Raw genomic sequence first — 22,252 nt, 5'->3', positions numbered from 1 at the left:
CCATCAGGCTTTCCCGTAAACTTCAGTATCTGCCGGCGCGTTTGCCTTTTTGGCCTGTCGCACGCCGCTGCCTGCCGCGGCTGCGGCAGCAGATGTCTTTGAATGAAAACGTATCCCCTTGAGCCAGAGCTTCAAGGCCTCCCAATGAATACCCCCCATGACCTTGAGCGTCATGAAAGGCATCCTCAGGCATTCGCGCAGGATGACGCGGCCGGTCAGAGGGCTGCGATTGCCGTGGAAGGTGGCGGCCAGCGAGGGGCCGTCAGGGTCCGTCTCCAGAATCCGCACACGCACGCTTTCACCCGGCGGCATCATGCGGAAGTGATAGGTCTGCACCATGTCGAGGAAGGGCGAGACATAGAACTGCTTGTCCTGCGTCTGCCGGATACCAGCTTCACTCACCTGATCCACTGTTACAGGCGCCACATAGGTGTGCAGATCACCGAAGGTGTTGCGCACCTCATAGACGATGCCGGTCAGCGTGCCTTCGCCGTCATAGGCGTAATAGACGCTGAGCGGGTTGAACACATAGCCCAGCATGCGCGGATAGCACAGCAGCAGGACACGTGCGGGGCGTGCCACACCCTTCTCCGCCAGCAGCCGGTCCACATGTTCACGCAGATCCGAACCATCCCTGGGGCCATGGTCCTTGTCGTGGAAGGATAGAAGATTGAAGCGGCGGTGCGAGAAGAACCAGCTCTGCCGGTCAGCGTCCTTCAGCCTGTCCAGATCGATCAGCAGGCTGAAGACAGAATAACTGAAGCGGTGCGGCGCCGGCTTCATGCGCGCATGCATGACCTGCCCGGAGTAGAGGCTTGCCGCCTCCACCGGGGCCGGGCCGTTCCCGCTCATGCTGGTCTGCCCGTACCGGTCTGTCTTGCCTTGCGCTGCCATGCTCCGTCCTGACTTATTCCGCTGCTTCCGCGAGGCCGGACGCACCAGCCGCAGCTGAGCGCCAGGGAAGTTCCGCGCCAAGGGCTGTGGCCACTTTCAGACCGGAAACGAGACCGTCCTCATGGAAGCCATGCCCTTGCCAGGCTCCACAATACCACGTGTTGGCCACGCCCTGTATCCGCGAGAGTTGCTGCTGGGCCGCCAATGCACCCGCATCGAACTGCGGATGGTCGTAGGTGAAGCGGGCGAAGGTCAGGTCCTCGCGCGGTTCGTGCGGCGGGTTGAGGGTGACGAACAGCGGGCGGCTGTAGTCGATGTTCTGCAGCCGGTTCATCCAGTAGGACACGGCCACGTCCGTGCCGTCCGCAGCGCCTGTGCGGGCAAGATAGTTCCAGGACGCCCAGACGCTCTTGCGCTTGGGCATCAGGCTTTCGTCCCGGTGCAGATAGACAGCATTGGGCCGGTAGCGGATGGCCGAGAGAATGCGGCGCTCATCCTCGCTCGCATCATCCAGCATGGCCAGTGTCTGGTCCGTGTGGCTGGCGAGAATGACGTGATCGAAAATGTCTTCGTGGCCCGACGCATCGCGCACATGCACCTTGCCGTCTGTCCGGCACACATTGGTGACGGGCGAGCCGAGCCTCACATGACCGCGCAGCGGCTCCAGCAGGCGCTGCACATAGTTGCGGCTGCCGCCGGATACGGTGCGCCACTGCGGCCGGTCGAAGTTGATTAGGCGGTGGTTCTCGAAGAAGGAAACGAAGGAAGCAGCAGGGAAGGCCAGCATTTCGGAGGCCGGGGTGGACCAGATCGCCGCGCCCATCGGCACCAGATAGTCTTCGATGAAGGCGGCGGAGAATTTGCGGGCGCGCATGTAAACGCCGAGGCTCATGCCGTTGAGATAGCCTGACGCGAGATCTGCGGTGCATTGCCGGTTGAACCGCAGGATCTCGCGCAGCATCCACAGGAAGCGCGGCGAGACCATGTTGCGCCGCTGGGCGAAGATGGTGCGCAGGTTGGTGCCGGCCCATTCACGCCGTCCTTCATCCACCGACAGGGCAAAGCTCATGTCGCTGGCTTCGGTTTCTACGCCTAAATGGGCAAAGAGTGCGGTCAGGTTCGGGTAGTTCAGCTCATTGTAGACGATGAAGCCCGTGTCCACCGAAATGGCGGCGCCATCGTAATCAATATCGACCGTGGCACTGTGTCCGCCGGGGCGCAGGCGCTTTTCGTAAACGGTGATGTCGTGATGGCCGCTGAGGGCCCAGGCTGCGCTGTTGCCCGAGATACCGGAACCGATGACTGCAATCCGCATTCTGTATCCTTGTCATGCGGGACGGAGTGTCCCAAAGGTGGGGCAGCGGGGAAATGCCTTGTATTGCGAGATCTTACGCTGCGCCCAAGCGGGCGGATCACGGACCGGAGTTTTTGTTGTGAGTGGAGGGGAAAATACAGGCCGGGCCAGAGGCCGCAGTGGCCCGTATCCGTCTCAGGCGCTCTGGCGGATGATCAGTTCCGGGGAAAGGCGGACAATTTCGGCAGCGGGATCTGAGTCATGCGTTCCGCTGCGGCCCTCAATGCGCTGGCGCAGGAGGCGGAGCGCCTCGCGGGTGGTTTCCAGCACTGGATTGCGCACGGTGGTCAGCTGATAGGGCTCCCACGCAGCCGCGGGGATATCATCAAAGCCTGTAATGGCAACGTCACCGGGCACGCTGAGGCCAAGGCGGCGGGCGGCGGCGATGGCGCCAAGGGCCATGGCATCGTTGCCGCAAAGAATGGCGTCGGGCTTTTCCGGCGCTGTCAGCAGGGTGAGGGCCTGCGCAAGGCCGCTGTCGACGGAATAGTCGCCCTGACGTGCGGCCAGAAGCTTCATGCCGCGCCGGGCCAGCGCCTGCATCAGGCCGTCGTGCCGCTCGATATTGGAGAAGGTTTCCGGCGTGCCGCCGATCCATGCGAGCTTTTTGCGGCCGCTTGATGCCAGATGATCCACCAGCAGTTCCAGCCCCAGCCGGTTGTCGCAGCACACGGCATCCGTATCTCCGCCCGGCATGATGCGCCCGACCATGACAATCGGCGCGCCGGAGTTGCGGCAGCGCTCGGCCAGCGCCGGGCTGACGGAGCCCGCGGCTACGATGGCGCCGTCCACCTGATAGGCGAGGGCGTCTTCCAGCGCATTGTCCAGCTCGTCACCCGGCTGCACCTGAAGCAGCAGCGGCCAGTTGCGGGCGGCGCGGATTTCCCGGCTCATGGTTTCCAGCAGCCAAGCTTCATAGGGGCGGGAGACGGCGCCGACCACAAGGGCGATGAGGCCGGTCTGGCTGCCGGTGAGGCCGCGGGCGATGCGGTTGGGGCGGTAGCCGAGGGATTCCGCCACGGCAAGCACGTGGGCACGCTTGCGGGCAGCAATCGGCGCTCCTTCCGTGAAGGCACGGGAAACCATGGCGCGGGAAACGCCTGCGGCTTCGGCAACATCATCGGCGGTGACGCGCATTCCTTCTCCGGCTCAATTTGCAAACGCGTGCATGTCCTGCATCGCACAAAAAATGGCTCTTTGCAAATCGAGTTGACATAAAACCGTCATGCGCTGAACATAGATTGAACGCGCTTTCAATCGGAGGAGATCCCCATGGGAACTGAAGCGCTGTCACTGGAGGAGGTGTCCATTCGCCTTGGGCAGTCTCTCATTCTCGACGGCATCTCGCTGGAGGTGCCAGCGGGCACCTTTACCTGCCTGCTTGGCCCTTCGGGTTGCGGCAAGACGACATTGCTGCGCTCCATCGCGGGGTTCGCTCCGCTGAGCGCAGGAGACATCACCGTGGGCGGACGCTCCATCGCCGGTCTTGCGCCAGAGGCGCGCCAGACCGCAATGGTGTTCCAGTCCTACGCCCTGTGGCCGCATATGTCTGTGGCCGGAAATCTGACCTATCCACTGAAGTTGCGCGGCCTTGGCAAGGCTGAACGGGAGCGGCGGGCGGAGGAGGTTCTGGCGCTGCTGGGCCTTGAGGGCTATGGCGGCCGCGCCGTCACCAGCCTGTCCGGCGGCCAGCGCCAGCGCGTGGCTTTGGGCCGGGCGCTGATCATCGATCCGCCTTTGCTGCTGTTGGATGAGCCGCTGTCGAACCTCGACGCCTCCATCCGCCGCAGCCTGCGCGGCGAGCTGCGCCGCCTGCAGCAGAAGGTCGGCATCACCACCATTATGGTCACCCACGATCAAGACGAGGCGCTGGCCATGGCCGACCGTATCGTCCTGATGCGCAAGGGGCAGATCGTGCAGGTGGCGAGCCCCGAGGAGCTGTACAGCGCTCCGGCGGATCTTGAGGCGGCTGAGTTTCTCGGTGTCAGCAATGTCACGGCCTTCCGGCATGGCGATCCGGTTGCGGCCTTCACCAAGCTGGCTGGGTTCCGCACCGAAGTTGCACGCGCTTTCACTTCGGCAGAGGTTCTGCCGGAAGGCCCGGCGCTGCTGCGTAAGGGGCAGGTCAGCGCCTGCGCCTATGCGGGCGGCACCTACCAGATCACGATTGATTCGGCCGGGGAGAGCCTGTCGGGCTGTTCGCCGGTGCCGATCGCTCCGGGCGCTGATGCGTCCCTCACTGTTCCGGCTTCGATGCTGATGAGCTTCGATGCCGAAAACCGCCTGCTTCAGGGCACGCTCCACGGGGCGGTGCTGGAGACACGGCACTAATTCTCCCCACTCACGAACTCCAGGGAAGACCAGTCATGAAACTCAGGATTGCCCTTGCCAGCATGCTGGCAGCCACGACCCTTGCGACCACGACTTTGGCGACCAGCGTGTCGGCCCAGACCCTGACGGTGGTCACGGCTGGCGACACCAACATGGTGGACTATATCAATGACTACCTCGGGCCGAAGTTCGAGGAGACCCATCCGGGCGTGACTGTGCGTGCGGTCGGCACCGGTCCCGGCGATGGCGGCAGCCAGGCGATTTATGAAAAGATCGACGCCCAGAAGAGCAAGGATGTGTGGGACGTTGACGTTGCCGTCGTGCATCAGCGCATGGCCGGCAAGATGGTCGAGGAAAAGCTGCTGTCGAGCTACCGCGACGGCCTTGCGACCGCGAAGCTCGTCACCCGCGACACGGCTGAAAACTCCCTCGGCGTGAACGTCTCCGGCTATGTCATGCCGATGTTCCACAGCCAGATCGCCATTGCCTACAATCCGGACGTGATCGCCAACCCGCCGCAGTCCTATGAGGAACTGGCCAAGTGGGTGAAGGAAAATCCGGGCAAGTTCGGCTACAACGGCATCACCGGCGGCATGGCCGGCGTCGGCTTCGTCTTCGGCTGGATGTATGCCTTCTCCGGCGCGGCTGACGAAATCCGCAACGGGCCTTGGGTGGAGGGGGCTGCTGACAAGTGGGCGCCTGCGCTCGCCTCGCTGCGTGACTTCAACCAGAGCGTCGTCATGACTCCTGGCAACGCCGGCACGCTGGATGCCATGAACCGCGGCGAAATCGCCATGGGTCCGGTGTGGATGGACATGTTCTACACCTGGGTTGCCGATGGCCGCCTGAACCCGAACCTGAAGCTGATGATCCTGTCGCCGGGCATGCCGGGCCAGCCGATGTACTACACGGTACCGGCCAAGGCTGCGCAGCCGGAACTCGCCAAGGAGTTCATCGCCTTCGCCACCAGCCCGGCTGTGCAGGCTGACGGCATCGTGCGCCGCTTCAACTGGTTCCCCGGCATCGACCCGCAGAACGTCAAGAGCGAGCTGACGGATGCCGAATGGAACCGCCTGTTTGCCGACGTGACCCCGGAAACGCTGGCCGAGCGTGGCTGGTCCATGCCGCAGGCCAAGTACTTCGCGGCCATTCTGGAAGCCTACGAGAAGAACGTGGCCAAGTAAGGGGTGATCCTGCGGGGGGCACCGGCGGTTCGGATCAAAGGGTTTCCTGACCGTGATGACGATGGAGAGACTGGAAGCTTGCTGACAGTCTGACCCGAGCCTCCCGCAGCCACTTCTCCAATCCCGTCTGGCCCGGCTTCCCGCCGGGCCGGGCATCTGCTTTTCAGGGAACAGGCCGGAGGCCGCAGTGCGGACAAACCGGCTCAGAGGAAATGCCTCATGACTGCACATTCTGCCGCTGACACGCTGCGGACCGGACAGGCCGCGGCGGGCGGGCTTTTCAGCCGCTGGGCTGGCATGGGGGCCGGGCTGCTGCTCGTCGCGCCCGCGCTGACGGCCATCGGCCTGCTTTATGCCGCGCCGCTGCTGCGCTCGCTCGTCACCGCCTTTCAGGATGGCGATGGCAGCTTTTCGACGGCCAATATCGCCAAGGCGCTGGAGTTCTACAGCGGCGATATCATCTTCTCCATTCTCGTTGCCCTTGGCTCACTGGCGCTGATTGCAGCTTCCTCCATCGCCATCGCCGGTTATCTGACGCTGGGCGAAAGCCGCTGGGCCGTGCCGCTGCTGCGCTGGCTCTACCGCTGGCCGCTGTTCATTCCCTTCATCGTCGCCGGGCAAACGGCACGCTCGTTCCTCGCCCGCAACGGCATGCTGAACACGCTGCTGGCCGACACGGGGCTGCTGGATGCGGCCTCTGCCCAGAGCCTGCTCGACTGGCGCGGCCTGATGCTGACCTTCGCCTGGAAGCAGATCCCCTTCGTCACGCTGCTGCTCGCCGGGGCCATGGCCTCGCTTGACCGGTCCACCATTGAGGCTGCGCGCAATCTCGGGGCAGGGCGGCTGCGCTGCCTGTTCGATATCGTGCTGCCCCAGGTGCGCCCGCAGCTGCTGGTGGCGCTGGTGCTGTCGCTCGTCACCATCATGTCGGTGCTGTCCGTGCCCGCCATGCTGATCTCCGGCAATCCTACCATGATGACGGCGATGATGGCCCACCGGGTCACATATTACGGCGACTATGCCGTTGCCAATGCGCTCGGCCTGTTCTCCTATCTGCTGACGGCAGTGGCGGCCTGGGCTTACCTGCGCATGACGCTCAAGGCAAAGGCAGGCCAATGACCACTCTCTCACTCTTCGCCCGCAAGGCGGGCGCGACCCTCGGCCTTGCCCTTGCCATGGGGCTGGTGGCCTTCATTGTCTTCGGCCCGCTGACCAATCTTGCCATCTGGGCCTTTGCCGAACAGTGGTTCTACCCCAACCAGTGGCCGACCCGCTGGGGCTTCGAGTTCTGGAGCCGGGTGTTCCGGCCACGTGCAGGGGCGTGGGAGTCGCTGTGGAACTCCGTCTCCATCGCGGCGGCGACCGTCGGCCTCTCGATGGCCCTGTCCATTCCGGCCGGTTATGCGCTGGCGCGGCTGGCGCTGCCCGCCCGCAGCTTCATCATGCTGATCTTCCTGCTGCCGCAGGCTTTCCCGTCGCTGCCGATCTTCGTCAACATCGCCGCGATCTTCTACGGCCTTGGGCTCAACGGCACGCTCTTCGGCGTGGTGCTGGTGCATTCGCTGCCCGGTCTTGTCTATGCAGTGTGGATTGCCACGGCCTCCTTCAGCGCCGTGGACCGCAGCATGGAGGAGGCGGCGCGCAACCTTGGGGCGGGGCCCTTGCGCACCTTCCGTGACATCACCCTGCCGCAGGCCTTTCCGGGGCTGATGGCCGCGTCGATCTTCGTCTTCCTCGACAGCATCGACGAGTTCACCGGCACCTATTTTGTCGGTGCGCCGGATATCTCGACCCTGCCGATCCTGATGTTCAACGCCAGCATGGGCGGCAATTACCAGATCGCCGCCATCACCGCCTTGATCCTCCTGATCCCCTCCGTCGGCTTCATGCTGGTCATCGAACGCTTCCTGAAGGCGGATGTGCTCTCGCGCATCGGCCGCTGACTGAAAGACCTTTCAGGAATGTACATCCTTCATTTCTCTGACTTCCATCTCTTCGCTGCTGACAAGGAAAGCGCCCATCCGCGCCCCGATACGGTGGCGGCGGTGGAGAAGGTGCTGGCCGATGCCGCCAGACTGACGCCGCAGCCGGATCTGGTGCTGATCTCCGGGGATCTCGCTGACTGTGGCAGCGCGGAAGACTATGCGCTGGCCCGGCAGATGCTGGCCCGGTTTGACGCTCCCGTGCTTGTGGTGCCGGGCAATCATGACCGGCGGGACGCCATGCGTACGGCCTTCGCAGACAGCATTGCCTTCACGCCGGAGCCCTTCCTCAACTTCGATATGGTGCACAAGGGCATTCGTGTCATTGGCCTTGATACGATCATTCCGGGCAAGGTCGAGGGGGAGCTCTGCGCAGAGCGTCTTGGCTGGCTCACGAAGCGTCTCGCCGACGAAAAGGCGCGGGAAGAGACCACCTCCGGCGTCACCTTCTTCATGCTGCATCACCCGCCCTTTGGTCTTGCTTCACCTGCCTGGGACTGGATGACGCTGACGGCGGGAAGAGACGAGCTGCGCACGCTTCTGGCCGGTTTTCCCGGCCACCTGCGCCTGCTGACGGGCCATGTGCACCGGCCGCTGATCACCAGCTTTGCCGGGCACTTCGCCGCCATCGCCGGCAGCCCCGCCTTTCAATATGCCCCGGGCCTCGGCTGGACCAGCGAACCGCCGCTGTCCGCAGAGCCCTATGTCTACTGGCTCCACCACATCACCGGCTTCGGCGGCGTGATCACCAGCCCCCGGATGATCGATCTGGGGTGAGGGTGGGCGCCCAAAACTCAGCGTCGCCCCGGACGCAGCGTAGCGGAGATCCGGGGACCATTCGTTCCCTGAGCGGTTAGGTAAAGGCAGTGTGGTGAGGCATGGCGCCGGAGCCTGCCGCGAGGCTCCGGACAGCGGCATTGCTCTGCAAGCGAGTAGTCTCCGGCTCGCGCTGCGCTTGGCCGGGGCGACTCCGTGCCTGATGCACCGGCGGTGTCGAAGACTGCTCCGTCTGAAAATGACCGGGCCTGCGCACCCCATCGCGTCAGTGGTTGTGACGCGGTGGAGTGGCTGCAAGGCCCCGGAAGGTTTCGGCGCCGCGGATGGTGGCGCCATCGGCGAGCTGGGTGACCGTTTCGCGGTAGATCTTCTGCCAGGGCGTCGCCGAGGGCGGCACCGGCGGGATGCCTTCGGCCTTGCGGCGTTCGATTTCCGCCTCATCCACCAGCATGTCGCAGCGGCCGGTGTTGAAGTCGATGCGGATCGTGTCGCCGCTCCGCAGGCAGGCAAGGCCGCCGCCAGCGGCGCTTTCGGGCGAAGCGTTGAGGATCGACGGGCTGTCGGCGGTGCCGGACTGGCGGCCATCGCCGATGGTCGGCAGGCTGGTGATGCCGCGCTTCAGCAGATGATCGGGCGGCTGCATGTTGACCACTTCCGCCGACCCCGGCCAGCCCAGCGGGCCTGCGCCCCGGATGGCCAGGATGGTGCGCTCGTCGATGCCAAGCGCGGGATCGTTGATACGGGCGTGGTAATCCTCCGAACCGTCGAAGACCACGGCCTTGCCTTCATAGATGCCTTCGCGGCCCGGCTCGCTCAGATAGCGCTTGCGGAAATCCTCCGAGACAACGCTCATCTTCATGATGGCGAAGTCGAAGAGATTGCCCTTCAGCACGAGGAACCCGGCACGCTCCTTCATCGGGGCGGCGTAGGGGCGGATGACCTCCCGGTCGGTGGCCTCACAGCCTTCAAGGTTTTCGCCCATGCTGCGGCCCGTCACGGTCAGGCAGCCTGTGTCGAGCTTGCCCGCCTGCATCAGCTCCCACATGATGGCCGGAACGCCGCCCGCCCGGTGGAAACGCTCGCCGAGATAGGCGCCGGCGGGCTGCACATTGGCCAGAAGCGGAATGTCATAGCCGTGCAGCTGCCAGTCTTCGGGCCTCAGATCAACGCCCGCATGCTTGGCCATGGCCATCAGATGCGGCTGGGCGTTGGTGGAGCCGCCGAGGGCGGAGTTCACCCGCACGGCGTTGAGGAAGGCTTCCCGCGTCAGGATTTTGGAAGGGCGCATGTCCTCCAGCACCAGTTCCACTGCCCGGCGTCCGGTGCGGTAGGCCATCTGGCCGCGCTCCCGGTAGGCGGCGGGAATGGCGGCGCAGCCGGTCAGCGACATGCCGAGCGCTTCGGCCATGGAATTCATGGTCAGCGCCGTGCCCATGGTGTTGCAATGGCCGATGGAAGGGGCGCTGCTCAGCGCCGCTTCCAGGAACTGCTCGCGGGTGATTTCGCCCGCGCCATATTTGCGGCGCGAGCGCCAGATCACGGTGCCAGACCCCACCAGCTCCCCGTCATGCCAGCCATCCAGCATCGGCCCGCCAGACAGGACGATGGCCGGAATATCCACGGTGGACGCGGCCATTAACGCCGAGGGCGTGGTCTTGTCGCAGCCGGTCGTCAGCACAACGCCGTCCAGCGGATAGCCATAGAGGATTTCCACCAGACCGAGATAGGCAAGGTTCCGGTCCAGTGCCGCCGTCGGGCGCTTGCAGTTCTCGAACAGCGGATGGGTCGGAAACTCGATGGGAATGCCGCCAGCATCCCGGATGCCGTCGCGGACGCGCTTGGCCAGATCCATGTGATGCCGGTTGCAGGGGTTGAGATCGCTGCCGGACTGGGCAATGCCGATGATGGGCTTGCCCGAGCGCAGCTCTTCCGGTGTCGTTCCATAATTCATGAAACGTTCCAGATAGAGCGCCGTCAGGTCCAGATGGTCCGGATTGTCGAACCAGTCCTGCGAGCGCAGGCGGCGGGCGGGCTTGCTGTCACCGCTCATGCGATGCGGCCTCCCAGCTCGTCCTCGATGTGGACGCGGATGATTTCATCAAAGGAGGTTTCGGCGGTGAAGCCAAGCGCCGTGGCGCGGGTGGCTTCAAAGCCGGGTGCCCAGCCGGACACGACACGCATGATCAGTTCGTCCGGCTCGCGGCGGATCAGCTTCACGGCCTTCTCGCCGGCGATGCGGCGCAGAGCCTCGATCTGCTCGCCCACCGTGGCACTGACACCGGGCATGGAGAGGTTGCGGCGCGGGCCAACGAGGCCGGTGTCGATGGTGGCGCCATGCAGCAGGAAGCCAACGGCGGAACGCGGCGAGGCGTGCCAGTGGCGGATGTCCTCCGGCACGGGCAGCACGGCTTCCTGGCCGATGAGCGGCTCACGCAGGATGTTGGAGAAGAAGCCGGAAGCGGCCTTGTTAGGCTTGCCGGGGCGGATGCAGATCGTCGGCAGGCGGATGCCGATGCCATCGAAGAAGCCGCGGCGGGAATAGTCGGACAGCAGCAACTCGCAGATTGCCTTCTGCGTGCCGTAGCTCGTCAGGGGCGTGGAGTGGAAGTCGTCGGAGATGGGATAGGGCAGGGGCGCACCGAAGACGGCGACCGACGAGGTGAAGACCATGCGCGGGTAGTATCCGTCTGCCCCGTGGGCGAGGCGGATGGCATCGAAGAGATAGCGCGTGCCATCCAGATTGATCCGGTAGCCCTTGTCGAAATCGAGCTCTGCTTCCCCCGATACAATGGCTGCGAGGTGGAAGATCACGTCCGGCCTGTCCGCAATCAGCCGCTCGGAGGTGCCGGGGACGGAGAGGTCTGCCGTCTCCAGCGTTGCCTGACCGGAAAAGCCTGCGGGGGCGGAGGGCTCGATCACATCGGCCAGCGTCATCCGCTCCACAGTCTTGCCGCCAAGCTGGCCATCTCTTGCCAGACGTTCGGACAGCTTGCGGCCCACCATTCCAGCTGCACCAATGATCAGAACATGCATGTGCTCTCTCCTCCGGATTCTCGATTGCAGCCCCTTGGGCGCTGCCATTCCTTCATCCGCAGCGCTGGCGGACCGGTGCCGGCAGGTTGCGGAAAATATTTGTAAGGTTGTCTGATAACCTTATATGGTGGATTTGAAAACAGCCAGAGTGATTGTCCGCACAGGTGCGCCAGTGGTGGAGGCTTGCACAACGGCTTGGGCTGCAGACGGGACTGGAAGAATGACGGATGTAATTGATCTCCCTCAGGGAACAGATCAGCCTGAAGCTGGGCCTGCAGGCGTGGCGGCGAAGCTGGCGGCGGTGCTTGGTGCGGATGTGGTGCTGACGGGCACTGATGTGGCCCGATATTGCCGCGACTGGCACGGGGATGTGGAAACGGATGCCGTTGCCGTGCTGCGGCCACGGTCCACGCAAGGTGTGGCGCAGGCGGTGAAGGCTGCGGCAGCGCTGGGGCTTTCCATCGTGCCGCAGGGCGGCAACACCGGGCTGGTGCTTGGCGCAACGCCGGATGATCCGGCAGGGCAGGTGGTGCTGAGCCTTGAGCGGATGACCGCCATCCGGCGTCTTGATGCCGATGATTTTTCCGCTGTGGTCGAGGCCGGGGCGGTGCTGTCGGAGTTCAAGGACAAGGTGGCAGAGGCAGGCCTGTTCTTTCCGCTGGCGCTGGGGGCGCAGGGCTCCTGCCGCATTGGCGGCAATGTCTCCACCAATGCAGGGGGCATCAATGTGCTGCGCTATGGCATGACGCGGGAACTGGTGCTGGGGCTGGAGGTGGTGCTGCCGGACGGCAGCATTTTCGACGGCCTCTCCGCCCTTCGCAAGGACAACCGGGGCATCGACCTGAAGCAGCTTTTCATCGGGGCAGAAGGCACGCTCGGCATCGTCACTGCCGTGGCCGTAAAGCTCTTGCCGCAGCCGGATAAGGTGGCCACAGCCCTGCTGGGGCTCAATGCGCTGGAGGATGCGATCCATCTGTACCGCCGGGCGCGGCGCGACTGCTGCGACCTGATGTCGGCCTTCGAATTCATGCCGCCGCTCGCTTTCACCCTGGCGCAGGAGGCCATCGCGGACCTGCCCATGCCCATGGCTGCCGGCTATCCTGCCTATGTGCTGATGGAGATTTCCGGCTCGGGTCTTGTCGATGTGGATGATCTCATGAGCCGCTTTCTGGACGGCGTCATGGCCGATGGTCTTGTGGTGGACGGGGTGGTTGCCGCTTCGCAGGCGCAGGCGCGTAATCTCTGGCTTTTCCGCGAGGGTATGAACGAGGGGCAAGCAAAGCGCGGGCGGCACCTGCGCACGGATGTGTCCGTGCCCTTGTCGCGGGTGCCGGATTTCGTCCGCGAGGCGGAGGCCGCCATTCATGCGGCGCTGCCCGATTGCACCTGCGTTTCCTATGGCCACGTGGGGGATGGCAACGTGCATCTCAACGTGCTGCCGCCGGCGGAGCTTTCAAGGCAGGAGGCGGATGCGCGGATCTATCAGGCCAAAACCGTGCTCAACGCGGTTCTGGACGGCTTTGGCGGCTCGATCAGCGCCGAACATGGCATTGGCCGGCTGAAGAAGCCTGATTTCGAGGCACGCCTCCAGCCAGTGCGCCGTCAGCTTCTGACCTCCATCAAGGCGGCAATCGATCCGCAAGGCATCATGAATCCCGGCTGCCAATTGAACTTGGCCGGAGTTTCGGGGTAAAGGCGCTGATCCGTCAGATTGTGGGGCAAGGAATGGCTATCGGCATGGAACAGATCCGGCGCAGCGAACATCTTCCGGCACGTATTGCGGCCCAGATCGCCCGTGACATCAGCGAGGGCCGCATCAAGCCCGGTGACCGCCTGCCGACCGAACATGCCCTTGCCAAGACGCTTGGCGTCAGCCGCACGGTGGTGCGCGAGGCCATCGCCCAGCTGCGCAACGAGGGGCTGGTCGAAACCCGGCAGGGAGTCGGTGCCTTTGTGACCGAGCCGCAGGCGCGGCCCATCCGGATTGCCCAGGATGATCTGGACGACCGGGAGAGCTTCCGTGACCTGTTCCAGCTGCGCCTGCCGCTGGAGATCGAGGCGGCCGGACTTGCCGCCCTGCATCATACGGCCGAAGACCTCGCCCGGCTGGATGAGGCGCTGGCGCAGATGACCGGGGCGGAAAAGTGGACCGAGCAGGGCATCATTGCCGATCTTGCCTTCCACCGGGCCGTCGCCGATGCCACCGGTAATGCCTATTTCGGCATGTTCATCGGCTTCATCGCCGAACGTATCAGCCTCGCCATCAATGCCGCACGGGCCAGCGCCGTACTGGAGGAGATCGTCGAAATCACCATCGCCGAACATGTGGCCGTGCGTGATGCCATCGCCAGCCGGGATGCAATTGCCGCACGTGCCGCCATGCGCCAGCATCTGACGGGTGCTGCAAGCCGTATTGCGCTCAATCTCGAGATTTACTGACGTATATCTCTTTGTCTGCAGCTCAGGCAGTAGATTTCGCGTTCGAAACTTTCATATTTCGTCATGCCATGGCTCCGGCCATGGCATGACGAAATGGTTGTCCTGTGCGAAACCCGGCGCGTGCTGTGATGCAGGGCAATAGGCTGCAGGCTGCTGTTGAGGGCGTGGCGTAGAGGCAGGGGCAGTCTTTCGCCTGAGCAAGGCCTCCAATTTTCAGACTGCGCTTCGGCAAGCTCTTGTTGCCTTGGGGCGGGATCTCCCTGAGGGAATCCGCAGGGCATTTGCACATCTTCGCTGAAGTTGCACACAGGCGGTGCCACAGGCTGGACAAGCCCGGCACCATGTTGCTAAGAAACACAATAAATGTGATTGTCTGACATCCAGACAATCCGGCAAGGGGCCGTAAGGCTCCTGCGCGTGGAGGCGCTGCCTTGCCGGGCGGGGATTTTGGGAGGAGGGCACCGGTGGCCGGTCAAGCTGTTACTGTATCTGCGATTCTGCCTGCCGATGCGCAGGAGGCCGTGCTTGTTGGCCGCGTCTGGTCGAAGGCGGAAGACGGGCCTTGCCCCGTGCTGATCCGTGCCGGGCAGGTGCTCAACCTGACCGGCATTGCCGCGACCGTTTCCTCCCTGCTTGAAATGCCGGAGATCGCCGCACGTCTGAAGCAGGCGTCAGGCCTGCCGGACCTGGGGGCGCTGGATGCGTTCCTTGATGGCAGCGCCGGACAGTTGCTGGCGCCCATCGATCTGCAATCGGTCAAGGCGGCCGGCGTCACCTTTGCCGACAGCATGCTGGAGCGGGTGATCGAGGAACAGGCCAAGGGCGACAGCTCCCGCGCCCTGGAGATCCGCGAGCGGCTGGCCCCGGTGCTGGGTGGCAGCCTGCGCGGCGTCAAGGCGGGGTCCGAAGAGGCCCGCAAGGTCAAGGCGCTGCTGCAGGATATGGGCCTGTGGTCGCAGTATCTTGAAGTGGGCATTGGCCCGGATGCGGAAATCTTCACCAAGGCCCAGCCCATGTCATCGGTTGGCTGCGGTGCCAAGGCTGGCATCCATCCCATTTCCGAGTGGAATAATCCGGAGCCGGAGGTGGTTCTGGCGGTTCGCTCGGACGGTGCCATTCTCGGCGCGACCCTCGGCAATGATGTGAATCTGCGCGATGTGGAAGGCCGCTCGGCGCTGCTTCTTGGCAAGGCCAAGGACAACAACGCCTCCTGCGCCATCGGCCCCTTCATCCGCCTGTTCGATGAGGGGTTCACCATCGATGACCTGCGCAAGGTGCGGGTGTCGCTGCTGGTGGAGGGTGAGGACGGCTTTGTGATGACGGGCGAGAGCCCGATGGAAGCCATCAGCCGCTCGCCAGAGGAGCTGGTCAGCCAGCTCCGCAACCGCAATCACCAGTATCCGGATGGGGCGGTGCTGTTCCTCGGCACCATGTTTGCCCCCGTCAAGGACCGGCGCGGGGCAGGGCAGGGCTTCACCCACGAGATTGGCGACCGGGTGGAGATCCACACGCCGAAGCTGGGGCGCCTGATCAACTGGATCGACCGCACGGATGCCTGCCCGGAATGGACTTTCGGCCTGCGTGAGCTGTTCCGCAACCTTGCCCGCCGCGGGCTGGCGGACAAGGTGTGAGGGCCTCATGATCGCGACCCTCACCCGCCTTTTCTACCGCACGCTGGAAGCGGTCCTCGTCTTCCTGCTGGCCTCCATGGCGATCATGGTCTTCGTTAATGTGGTCCTGCGCTATGGCATGAACTCCGGCCTCGTCGTCTCGGAAGAGCTGGCGCGGTATTTCTTCGTCTGGCTCACCTTCATCGGTGCGGTCGTGACTTTCCGGGAGAACTCCCATCTCGGCATCGAAACGCTGGTGGTGCATTTCTCCCGGCGCGGGCGCCTGATCTGCATGGCGCTGGTCAACATCATCATCATGACCTGTTCCGCCATCTTCTTCTGGGGCACCTGGAAGCAGTTTCCCATCAATGCGTCCATGGCCGCGCCCGTCACCGGCATGCCGATGATCTGGGTCTACGGCATCGGTTTCTTTACTGGCGGCGGTATGTTCCTGATTTCGCTGGAACGCTTCATCCGCATTCTGCTGGGCCGCACCACGGACAAGGAAATCTCCATGTTCGCCGGTGAGCACGTGGACCCTGCCAAGCTGATGGAGCACTGACATGACGCTTCTCGTCTTCATCGGCTCCCTGCTTGGCTCCATGGCCATCGGCGTGCCGGTTGCCTTCGCGCTCATGTTCTGCGGCGTCATCCTCATGTCCTACATGGGCATGTTCAACACGCAGATCGTGTCGCAGAACATGATCTCAGGCGCAGACACCTTCACGCTGCTGGCCATTCCCTTCTTCATCCTCGCCGGCGAACTCATGAACTCCGGCGGCCTGTCCCGCCGCATCATCGACTTTGCGCTGGCCTGGGCCGGACATATCCGCGGTGGTCTGGGTTTCGTGGCCATCGTCGCTGCCATCATCATGGCGAGCCTGTCCGGTTCGGCTGCGGCCGACACGGCGGCTCTTGCCGCGATCCTCGTGCCGATGATGGCCCGTGCAGGCTATGACGTGCCGCGCTCGGCCGGCCTCATGGCGGCGGGCGGCATCATCGCCCCGGTCATTCCGCCATCGCTCGCCTTCATCATCTTCGGCGTGGCTGCCAACGTGTCGATCACCAAGCTCTTCATGGGCGGAATCGTGCCGGGCATCATGATGGGCGTGGCTCTCGCGGTGACCTGGACCTTCCTTGTCCGCAAGTCAAAGGTGGAGACGCTGCCGCGCCAGCCCATGTCCGTCCGCCTTGCGGCAACAGGCCGTGCCGCCTGGGCGCTGGGCATGCCGGTGATCATCCTCGGCGGCATCCGCATGGGTGTTGTTACGCCGACGGAAGCGGCAGTGATTGCCGCCTTCTATGCGCTGATGGTGGGGCTTTTCGTCTACCGGGAACTTAAGGTCGCGGATCTCTATTTCGTCATTCTGCGGGCGGCAAAAACGACCTCGATCGTGATGTTCCTGGTTGCCGCAGCGCTGGTGTCGGCCTGGCTGATCACGGCGGCGAACATTCCCGCAGAGATCACCCGTCATATTGCCCCGCTGATCGAGCAGCCCAAGCTGCTGATGCTGGTGATGATGCTGCTGGTGCTGGTGGTGGGAACGGCGCTGGATCTGGCGCCCACCATCTTGATCCTGTCTCCGGTGCTGATGCCCATCGTCAAGCAGGCGGGCATTGATCCGGTCTATTTCGGTGTTCTCTTCGTCATGAACACCTGCATCGGCCTCATCACGCCGCCGGTTGGCGTGGTGCTCAACGTGGTCAGCGGCGTGTCCAAGGTGCCGCTCGGCAAGGTGGTGACAGGCGTCATGCCTTTCCTGCTGTCACAGATCGCAGTGCTCATGCTGCTGATCCTGTTCCCGGAACTGGTGCTCGTGCCGCTGTCCTGGCTGCACTAGGCGCATACGAAACCCCCGGCAGGCGGTCAGAGGAGTGGCTATCTGCCGGGAAACCTTGATCAAAAGGGAGGAAGACCATGAAGAAACTGCTTCTCGCCACCACGGCTGTGGTGTTTGCCGCTACCGCCGCTGTTCCGGCATCGGCGCAATTCAATGACCGCAACATGCGCGTGTCCAATGGCATCAATGCGGACCATCCGGTCGGCAACGGCATCAATGCCATGCAGGCCTGCCTTGACGAAAAGTCTGGCGGCAAGCTGAAGCTGACGGCCTTCTGGGGCGGCGCGCTCGGTGGTGACCTGCAGGCAACGCAGGCCCTGCGCGCCGGCGTTCAGGAGGCCGTCGTCACCTCGTCGTCGCCGCTGGCTGGCATCGTTCCGGCGCTCGGCGTCTTCGATCTGCCGTTCCTCTTTGCCAGCAACGAAGAAGCCGATGCGGTGATGGACGGCGAGTTCGGCGAGTTCCTGAACGGAAAGCTGGCCGAGGCCGGTCTCGTCAATCTCGCCTATTGGGAAAACGGCTTCCGCAACCTGTCCAACTCCAGCCGTCCTGTCACCAAATGGGAGGATCTGGAGGGCATGAAGGTGCGCGTGATGCAGAACAACGTGTTCCTCGACACCTTCCAGAACTTCGGTGCCAATGCCACGCCCATGGCCTTTGGCGAGGTCTTCTCCGCCCTCGAAACCAAGACCATCGATGCGCAGGAAAACCCCTACGTCACCATCGACACCTCGAAGTTCTACGAAGTGCAGGAATATGTCAGCGAGACGCGCCACGCCTATACGCCGTTCCTGTTCCTCTTCTCCAAGCCGATCTTCGACACCTACACTGCCGATGAACAGGCAGCTCTGAGGGAGTGTGCCATTGTCGGCCGTGATGAGGAGCGCAAGGTGATCCGGGAGCTGAACCAGAAGTCTCTGGAGAAGATCCAGGCCGAAGGCATCAAGTTCAACACCCTGAGCCCGGAAGAGCAGAAGCGCATGCTCGAAAAGTCACAGGTGGTCTACGAGAAGCACAAGGACACCATCGGTGCCGATGTAATCGAGCGGGTTCAGCAGGAACTGGCCAAGATCCGCGGCTGATTTTCATAGAGGGGCCTTGCCCTTCCAGCCCCATCCCCCGGATTGCGGCGCCCCATCCGCCGCAGTCCAGCGCAGAGACCCGCAACGGCAACGTTGCGGGTCTTTTCCGTTTGCCTTGGCGACTACTCCGGAATGGCCGGAAGCACCTGATCGCGTTTCTTCAGCTGCTGCTCCCGGAAGAAGATGAAGAGCCCGGCGCTGGTGATAAGGGCGGCGCCGATCATCATGCTGGGTTTCGGCAGGTCACCGAAGAAATACCAGCCGAAGACCACGGCCCACAGCAGCAGCGTGTATTGCAGAGGGGCAACCGTTGCAGCGTCCGAGATCTTCAGGGCGCGGTTGACCATGATATGGGCGCTCATGGCGACGATGCCGAGCAGGGAGAGCAGCAGTGCATCTTCCATCGAGGCGATGGGCCGCCAGTCGAACGGCGCCATAACAAGCCCGGCAAGCCCTGCGCCTGCCGTCTGGAAGAAGACCAGCGTCTTGTCCGGGGTGCCGCGCAGGCTGCGGCCTGACAGCATCATGAAGGCAAAGGCCGCTGCCCCGGCGATGGAGAGGATGGCAGGCGGGGTGAACATGGCGCTCGACGGATTGAGCGCAATGATTACGCCGATGAAGCCCACCGCAATGGCGCTCCAGCGCCGCCAGCCCACCTTCTCGCCCAAAAGGAAGGGCGAGAGCGCGGCCACATAGATGGGCGCCGCCAGCCAATAGGTCATCACATCGGCGAGCGGAAGATATGTGACGGCATAGTAGAAGCAGAAAAGCTCGAAGGTGGAAAAGGCCACGCGGGCTGCCTGCATGCCCGGGCGTTCCGGCTTGAGCAGCGGCTTGAGGCCAGACATCCAGAGAAATGGGGCGAGGATCAGCAGCGCCGCGATGCTGCGGATCAGCACCACCTGACCGACGCTGTAGCTGGCAACGAGCCATTTGCCCATGGCGTCGTTCAGCGCGAAAAGGAACATGCCGAGCAGCATGATGGCAGGTCCTGCAATCCCGCCAAGACGATGAACGGCCGTGCTCGTGGAAGTCATGTTGAGGGTCCTTGTGGCCAGGATTCTGGCTGCCTGAAGCGGCCGGTATGATGCGATGAAAAGCAGGGTCCGCGCGAGGCCGTCAGAAGTGGGACGGGCGGCTGTTGACCGGTTACGGAACCTGCCATTGAGAATGCCATCTGCCGCAAAAAAGTGCACGTAATCTCCGCCCTTGGTCCACAGCTTGCCGCCGTTTCCAGGAGGGAACCGGCCCGTGATCCGTTCAGAGCGCTTGAAGCAGCCTTGTCGAAATATCGATGATGTCGCGCGAGACCAGCGAGGCCGGCGTGTGCTTGCGGGTCAGTACGCCGAGCTGCATCGGCGGCGGCAGGTCCGGCACGCGGATTTCATGCAGGTCCTGGCCCCAGAAGGCATGATCGAGAATGCGCAAGGGGCAGAAGGCGATCAAATCCGTTGACCGGTTCAGGGCGGCGAGAAGAAAGGGAGAGCGGCACAGGGTTGGCGGATGGGCAAGGGTGATATTCTTCTCCTCCAGCCAGTCGAGTGCAGCCTTGTCGGCGCTGCCCGGTGCCGGGTTGAGAAGCCAGCGTTCCTGGGCCAGTTCCTCCCAGGGCACCTGACGGCCAGCGAACCGGGCAGAGCCAGTGACAGGCGCAATCTGGACTTCGGCGAAAGAGAAGAAGGCGAGATCCGCCGGCAGGGCGCTCGGCACTGCGATGCCGAGCGCCAGATCCAGCTGCCCATCCTGCAGCCGGGGCACGATGTTGCCCAGCGTGCCCGATTCCACCTCCAGCTGTCCTTCCGGATGACGGCGCTGGAACTCGTGCAAAATGCTGCCGAGTTTTGTTGCGGCCACGACAGGTGTCACTGCAATGCGCGCGGTGGCAACCGCCTGCCCGGAAATACGCCGCACTTCCTCTTCTGCCCGGCGCATGGTTGCCACGATCAGCCGTGCATGGGTCATCAGCGCCTTGCCGGCCGGGGTGAACTGCGTGCCGTGAGAGGCGCGCAGCAGCAGCGCCGCCCCGGTCTGTGCTTCCAGCTCTCGCAGCATCTTGGTCAGCGCGCTTTGCGACAGCCCCATCTCCCGGGCGGCGCCGCGGATGGAACCCTTGTCGGCGAGGGCGACAAGCGCCTTGAGCTGTTGTGTCTTCACGGGCGGGGTGAACTCTCTTGGTTGTCAGGTGGCAACATTATGTGTCTGTTTTGATTTTTGCCAATATGCCTGAATGACGAAACGAACACCGCAGGCGCGAAGACGCTCGGGTTCGGGCCGCTTCTGCTCTGGAGGCGGCGGACAAGGGGAGGAAGCTTGTGTCGCGAACTGAATTCAGAAAAATCCCGGCAATACTGGCCATGGCCTTGATGAGCCTTCCGGCTGCCGCATCGGCCAGTGACCAGAATGATGCGAAATGGTTGTCACCGACCATGGTGAATGCCCGCGCCAACATGCTGAACCCGGCGCTGAACTACCTGACATTCCAGCATATGGATCAGATGTTTGCGACCCGGACCGTTGCCGCAGGCTCGCAAGTGCAGCCGCTGCCGTCCATGCCTGTTTCGCTGGAGGGCGAGTACACGATTGGTGATGCCAAGCTGGATCTGGAAGGCGCGCTTGAGGCGACTCACACCAACGCCCTCGTCGTGCTGAAGGATGGTAACCTCGTTTACGAGACCTACCGCAATGGCAGTGACGAAAACACCCGCTTTCTGACCTTCTCGGTCGCCAAGTCTTATGTCTCGACGCTGATCGGCCTCGCGCTGGCCGATGGCCATATCAAGAGCCTCGACGACAAGGTGACCGACTATCTGCCCGAGATGAAGGGCAGCGGCTATGACGGGCCGACCATCCGCGATCTGCTGCAGATGCGCTCCGGCGTGGACTGGCTGGAGGTCTATGAATTCGGCAGCGACACCCAGCTGACCACCGTTCATGATAATTCCCTCGTCGGCTACAAGTACCGCTGGTGCGACTATGCCGCCAAGGAATCCAAGCCAGGCGCCAAGGCGGCGGAGCGGCCCTTCAACTACGCCACACTCGACACCAGCGTGCTGGGCTGCATCCTCGAAAAGGCCGTCGGCAAGACCGGCGCCGAATACATGTCCGAAAAGCTCTGGAAGCCGGCCGGCATGGCAAATGATGCCTATTGGATCATGGACGGGCCGCCTTCCGTTGGCCGCGAGTTCTTCGGCGCAGGCCTTGCCGCTACAGCCCGAGATCATGCCCGCTTCGGCCTGATGTTCCTCAATCAGGGCAAGTCCAACGGCAACCAGGTTGTTTCGGCAGACTGGGTGAAGGAAGCCACCGTGCCATCCGAGGGCAACGAGCCTGCCGGGCCGGAGGAAAAGCTTGGCTATCAGTACCAGTGGTGGACCTTCCCGGAGAGCGACGCCTATTCGGCGCTGGGCCTGTTCCACCAGTACATCTACGTCGATCCCACCAACAATCTCGTTATCATGAAGGCAACCGCTTCGCCCGATCCGGTCGGTCATGACGAGCCCAATCTGGCTTTGTTCAAGCAGATCACGGACAAGCTGACGAAGTAATCTGCAGCAGAGGGAAATGCAGACCCATCGCGTATCCCGCTAACTCCAGAACCGCATCGCTTCCTGCGATGCGGTTTTTTTGATGGGCTGCAGACCGCAGCCTGCTGGCATCTTTCAGGGGAGGGGCAATAGGCGCATACGGTGGAATTGCCCGATCCGCAGTAGGATCACACGGGCGCA

19 protein-coding genes are annotated in these 22,252 nt (G+C 63.4%); 12 read left to right on the top strand and 7 right to left on the bottom strand.

Annotation, left to right across the window (positions count from 1 at the left end):
• Nucleotides 1-3: 3 nt before the first annotated feature.
• The 3 genes from V6L75_RS11055 to V6L75_RS11045 form a co-directional block, all read right to left on the bottom strand.
• A complete protein-coding gene (locus V6L75_RS11055; RefSeq protein WP_334251576.1) occupies nucleotides 4-852 on the bottom strand; it encodes a DUF1365 domain-containing protein in 849 nt (282 codons plus the stop codon).
• A 55-nt stretch (nucleotides 853-907) separates the two neighbouring features.
• Entirely contained in the window at nucleotides 908-2,209 is a 1,302-nt protein-coding gene (locus tag V6L75_RS11050; protein WP_334251575.1) for an NAD(P)/FAD-dependent oxidoreductase, read from the bottom strand.
• 174 nt (nucleotides 2,210-2,383) lie between these two features.
• Nucleotides 2,384-3,385, bottom strand: coding sequence for a LacI family DNA-binding transcriptional regulator (locus V6L75_RS11045; RefSeq protein WP_334251574.1), 1,002 nt, complete (start codon nucleotides 3,383-3,385; stop codon nucleotides 2,384-2,386).
• A 135-nt stretch (nucleotides 3,386-3,520) separates the two neighbouring features.
• Between V6L75_RS11045 and V6L75_RS11040 the strand changes: the two genes are divergently transcribed.
• The 5 genes from V6L75_RS11040 to V6L75_RS11020 all read left to right on the top strand — a co-directional run bounded on the left by V6L75_RS11040 (nucleotide 3,521) and on the right by V6L75_RS11020 (nucleotide 8,522).
• A complete protein-coding gene (locus V6L75_RS11040) occupies nucleotides 3,521-4,579 on the top strand; it encodes an ABC transporter ATP-binding protein (RefSeq protein WP_334251573.1) in 1,059 nt (352 codons plus the stop codon).
• Between the two features lie 35 nt (nucleotides 4,580-4,614).
• Entirely contained in the window at nucleotides 4,615-5,763 is a 1,149-nt protein-coding gene (locus V6L75_RS11035) for an extracellular solute-binding protein (RefSeq protein ID WP_334251572.1), read from the top strand.
• 297 nt (nucleotides 5,764-6,060) lie between these two features.
• Nucleotides 6,061-6,882: an ABC transporter permease gene (locus V6L75_RS11030; RefSeq protein ID WP_334251737.1), complete on the top strand. Its 822-nt coding sequence runs from the start codon at nucleotides 6,061-6,063 to the stop codon at nucleotides 6,880-6,882.
• Nucleotides 6,879-7,706 carry an ABC transporter permease gene (locus V6L75_RS11025; protein WP_334251571.1) on the top strand — a complete coding sequence of 276 codons (828 nt, stop codon included), beginning with the start codon at nucleotides 6,879-6,881 and terminating at the stop codon, nucleotides 7,704-7,706. The genes V6L75_RS11030 and V6L75_RS11025 overlap by 4 nt, the downstream gene beginning before the upstream one ends.
• A gap of 18 nt (nucleotides 7,707-7,724) precedes the next feature.
• A complete protein-coding gene (locus tag V6L75_RS11020; RefSeq protein ID WP_334251570.1) occupies nucleotides 7,725-8,522 on the top strand; it encodes a metallophosphoesterase in 798 nt (265 codons plus the stop codon).
• Nucleotides 8,523-8,787: 265 nt separating this feature from the next.
• On the opposite strand, the gene V6L75_RS11015 is transcribed toward V6L75_RS11020, so the two are convergent.
• Nucleotides 8,788-10,572: an IlvD/Edd family dehydratase gene (locus tag V6L75_RS11015; protein ID WP_334251569.1), complete on the bottom strand. Its 1,785-nt coding sequence runs from the start codon at nucleotides 10,570-10,572 to the stop codon at nucleotides 8,788-8,790.
• A complete protein-coding gene (gene denD / locus V6L75_RS11010; protein ID WP_334251568.1) occupies nucleotides 10,569-11,555 on the bottom strand; it encodes a D-erythronate dehydrogenase in 987 nt (328 codons plus the stop codon). The genes V6L75_RS11015 and denD overlap by 4 nt, the downstream gene beginning before the upstream one ends.
• A gap of 220 nt (nucleotides 11,556-11,775) precedes the next feature.
• Between denD and V6L75_RS11005 the strand changes: the two genes are divergently transcribed.
• From V6L75_RS11005 to V6L75_RS10980, 6 genes are all read left to right on the top strand, one after another.
• Nucleotides 11,776-13,248: an FAD-binding oxidoreductase gene (locus tag V6L75_RS11005; protein WP_334251567.1), complete on the top strand. Its 1,473-nt coding sequence runs from the start codon at nucleotides 11,776-11,778 to the stop codon at nucleotides 13,246-13,248.
• Nucleotides 13,249-13,280: 32 nt separating this feature from the next.
• Nucleotides 13,281-13,994 (top strand): FadR/GntR family transcriptional regulator, encoded by a 714-nt coding sequence (locus V6L75_RS11000; protein WP_334251566.1) that lies wholly within the window; start codon nucleotides 13,281-13,283, stop codon nucleotides 13,992-13,994.
• A gap of 464 nt (nucleotides 13,995-14,458) precedes the next feature.
• Nucleotides 14,459-15,625, top strand: coding sequence for a fumarylacetoacetate hydrolase family protein (locus V6L75_RS10995; RefSeq protein ID WP_334251565.1), 1,167 nt, complete (start codon nucleotides 14,459-14,461; stop codon nucleotides 15,623-15,625).
• A 7-nt stretch (nucleotides 15,626-15,632) separates the two neighbouring features.
• Nucleotides 15,633-16,166: a TRAP transporter small permease gene (locus V6L75_RS10990; protein ID WP_334251564.1), complete on the top strand. Its 534-nt coding sequence runs from the start codon at nucleotides 15,633-15,635 to the stop codon at nucleotides 16,164-16,166.
• A gap of 1 nt (nucleotide 16,167) precedes the next feature.
• The gene (locus tag V6L75_RS10985; protein ID WP_334251563.1) at nucleotides 16,168-17,445 is read left to right on the top strand and encodes a TRAP transporter large permease; all 1,278 of its coding nucleotides are present in this window, start codon (nucleotides 16,168-16,170) and stop codon (nucleotides 17,443-17,445) included.
• A 77-nt stretch (nucleotides 17,446-17,522) separates the two neighbouring features.
• Nucleotides 17,523-18,527, top strand: a complete 1,005-nt coding sequence (locus V6L75_RS10980; RefSeq protein ID WP_334251562.1) for a TRAP transporter substrate-binding protein — start codon at nucleotides 17,523-17,525, stop codon at nucleotides 18,525-18,527.
• Nucleotides 18,528-18,649: 122 nt separating this feature from the next.
• Here V6L75_RS10980 and V6L75_RS10975 read toward each other — a convergent pair whose 3' ends face one another.
• Nucleotides 18,650-19,564 carry a DMT family transporter gene (locus V6L75_RS10975; RefSeq protein ID WP_334251561.1) on the bottom strand — a complete coding sequence of 305 codons (915 nt, stop codon included), beginning with the start codon at nucleotides 19,562-19,564 and terminating at the stop codon, nucleotides 18,650-18,652.
• A 223-nt stretch (nucleotides 19,565-19,787) separates the two neighbouring features.
• Nucleotides 19,788-20,681: a LysR family transcriptional regulator gene (locus tag V6L75_RS10970; protein WP_334251560.1), complete on the bottom strand. Its 894-nt coding sequence runs from the start codon at nucleotides 20,679-20,681 to the stop codon at nucleotides 19,788-19,790.
• Nucleotides 20,682-20,881: 200 nt separating this feature from the next.
• Between V6L75_RS10970 and V6L75_RS10965 the strand changes: the two genes are divergently transcribed.
• Nucleotides 20,882-22,072: a serine hydrolase domain-containing protein gene (locus tag V6L75_RS10965; protein ID WP_334251559.1), complete on the top strand. Its 1,191-nt coding sequence runs from the start codon at nucleotides 20,882-20,884 to the stop codon at nucleotides 22,070-22,072.
• Nucleotides 22,073-22,252 lie beyond the last annotated feature (180 nt).

It is taken from the genome of Pannonibacter anstelovis (genome assembly GCF_036881715.1).
Taxonomy (GTDB): Bacteria; Pseudomonadota; Alphaproteobacteria; order Rhizobiales; family Stappiaceae; genus Pannonibacter; species Pannonibacter anstelovis.
Note: the sequence above shows the minus strand (reverse complement) of the source record. Positions and strands in the feature narration are given on the sequence as shown.

Coding starts and splice junctions, on each gene's coding strand:
- V6L75_RS11055 (WP_334251576.1), bottom strand. CDS start 852: ATGAGCGGGAACGGCCCGGCCCCGGTGGAGGCGGCAAGCCTCTACTCC.
- V6L75_RS11050 (WP_334251575.1), bottom strand. CDS start 2,209: ATGCGGATTGCAGTCATCGGTTCCGGTATCTCGGGCAACAGCGCAGCC.
- V6L75_RS11045 (WP_334251574.1), bottom strand. CDS start 3,385: ATGCGCGTCACCGCCGATGATGTTGCCGAAGCCGCAGGCGTTTCCCGC.
- V6L75_RS11040 (WP_334251573.1), top strand. CDS start 3,521: ATGGGAACTGAAGCGCTGTCACTGGAGGAGGTGTCCATTCGCCTTGGG.
- V6L75_RS11035 (WP_334251572.1), top strand. CDS start 4,615: ATGAAACTCAGGATTGCCCTTGCCAGCATGCTGGCAGCCACGACCCTT.
- V6L75_RS11030 (WP_334251737.1), top strand. CDS start 6,061: ATGGGGGCCGGGCTGCTGCTCGTCGCGCCCGCGCTGACGGCCATCGGC.
- V6L75_RS11025 (WP_334251571.1), top strand. CDS start 6,879: ATGACCACTCTCTCACTCTTCGCCCGCAAGGCGGGCGCGACCCTCGGC.
- V6L75_RS11020 (WP_334251570.1), top strand. CDS start 7,725: ATGTACATCCTTCATTTCTCTGACTTCCATCTCTTCGCTGCTGACAAG.
- V6L75_RS11015 (WP_334251569.1), bottom strand. CDS start 10,572: ATGAGCGGTGACAGCAAGCCCGCCCGCCGCCTGCGCTCGCAGGACTGG.
- denD (WP_334251568.1), bottom strand. CDS start 11,555: ATGCATGTTCTGATCATTGGTGCAGCTGGAATGGTGGGCCGCAAGCTG.
- V6L75_RS11005 (WP_334251567.1), top strand. CDS start 11,776: ATGACGGATGTAATTGATCTCCCTCAGGGAACAGATCAGCCTGAAGCT.
- V6L75_RS11000 (WP_334251566.1), top strand. CDS start 13,281: ATGGCTATCGGCATGGAACAGATCCGGCGCAGCGAACATCTTCCGGCA.
- V6L75_RS10990 (WP_334251564.1), top strand. CDS start 15,633: ATGATCGCGACCCTCACCCGCCTTTTCTACCGCACGCTGGAAGCGGTC.
- V6L75_RS10985 (WP_334251563.1), top strand. CDS start 16,168: ATGACGCTTCTCGTCTTCATCGGCTCCCTGCTTGGCTCCATGGCCATC.
- V6L75_RS10980 (WP_334251562.1), top strand. CDS start 17,523: ATGAAGAAACTGCTTCTCGCCACCACGGCTGTGGTGTTTGCCGCTACC.
- V6L75_RS10975 (WP_334251561.1), bottom strand. CDS start 19,564: ATGACTTCCACGAGCACGGCCGTTCATCGTCTTGGCGGGATTGCAGGA.
- V6L75_RS10965 (WP_334251559.1), top strand. CDS start 20,882: ATGGCCTTGATGAGCCTTCCGGCTGCCGCATCGGCCAGTGACCAGAAT.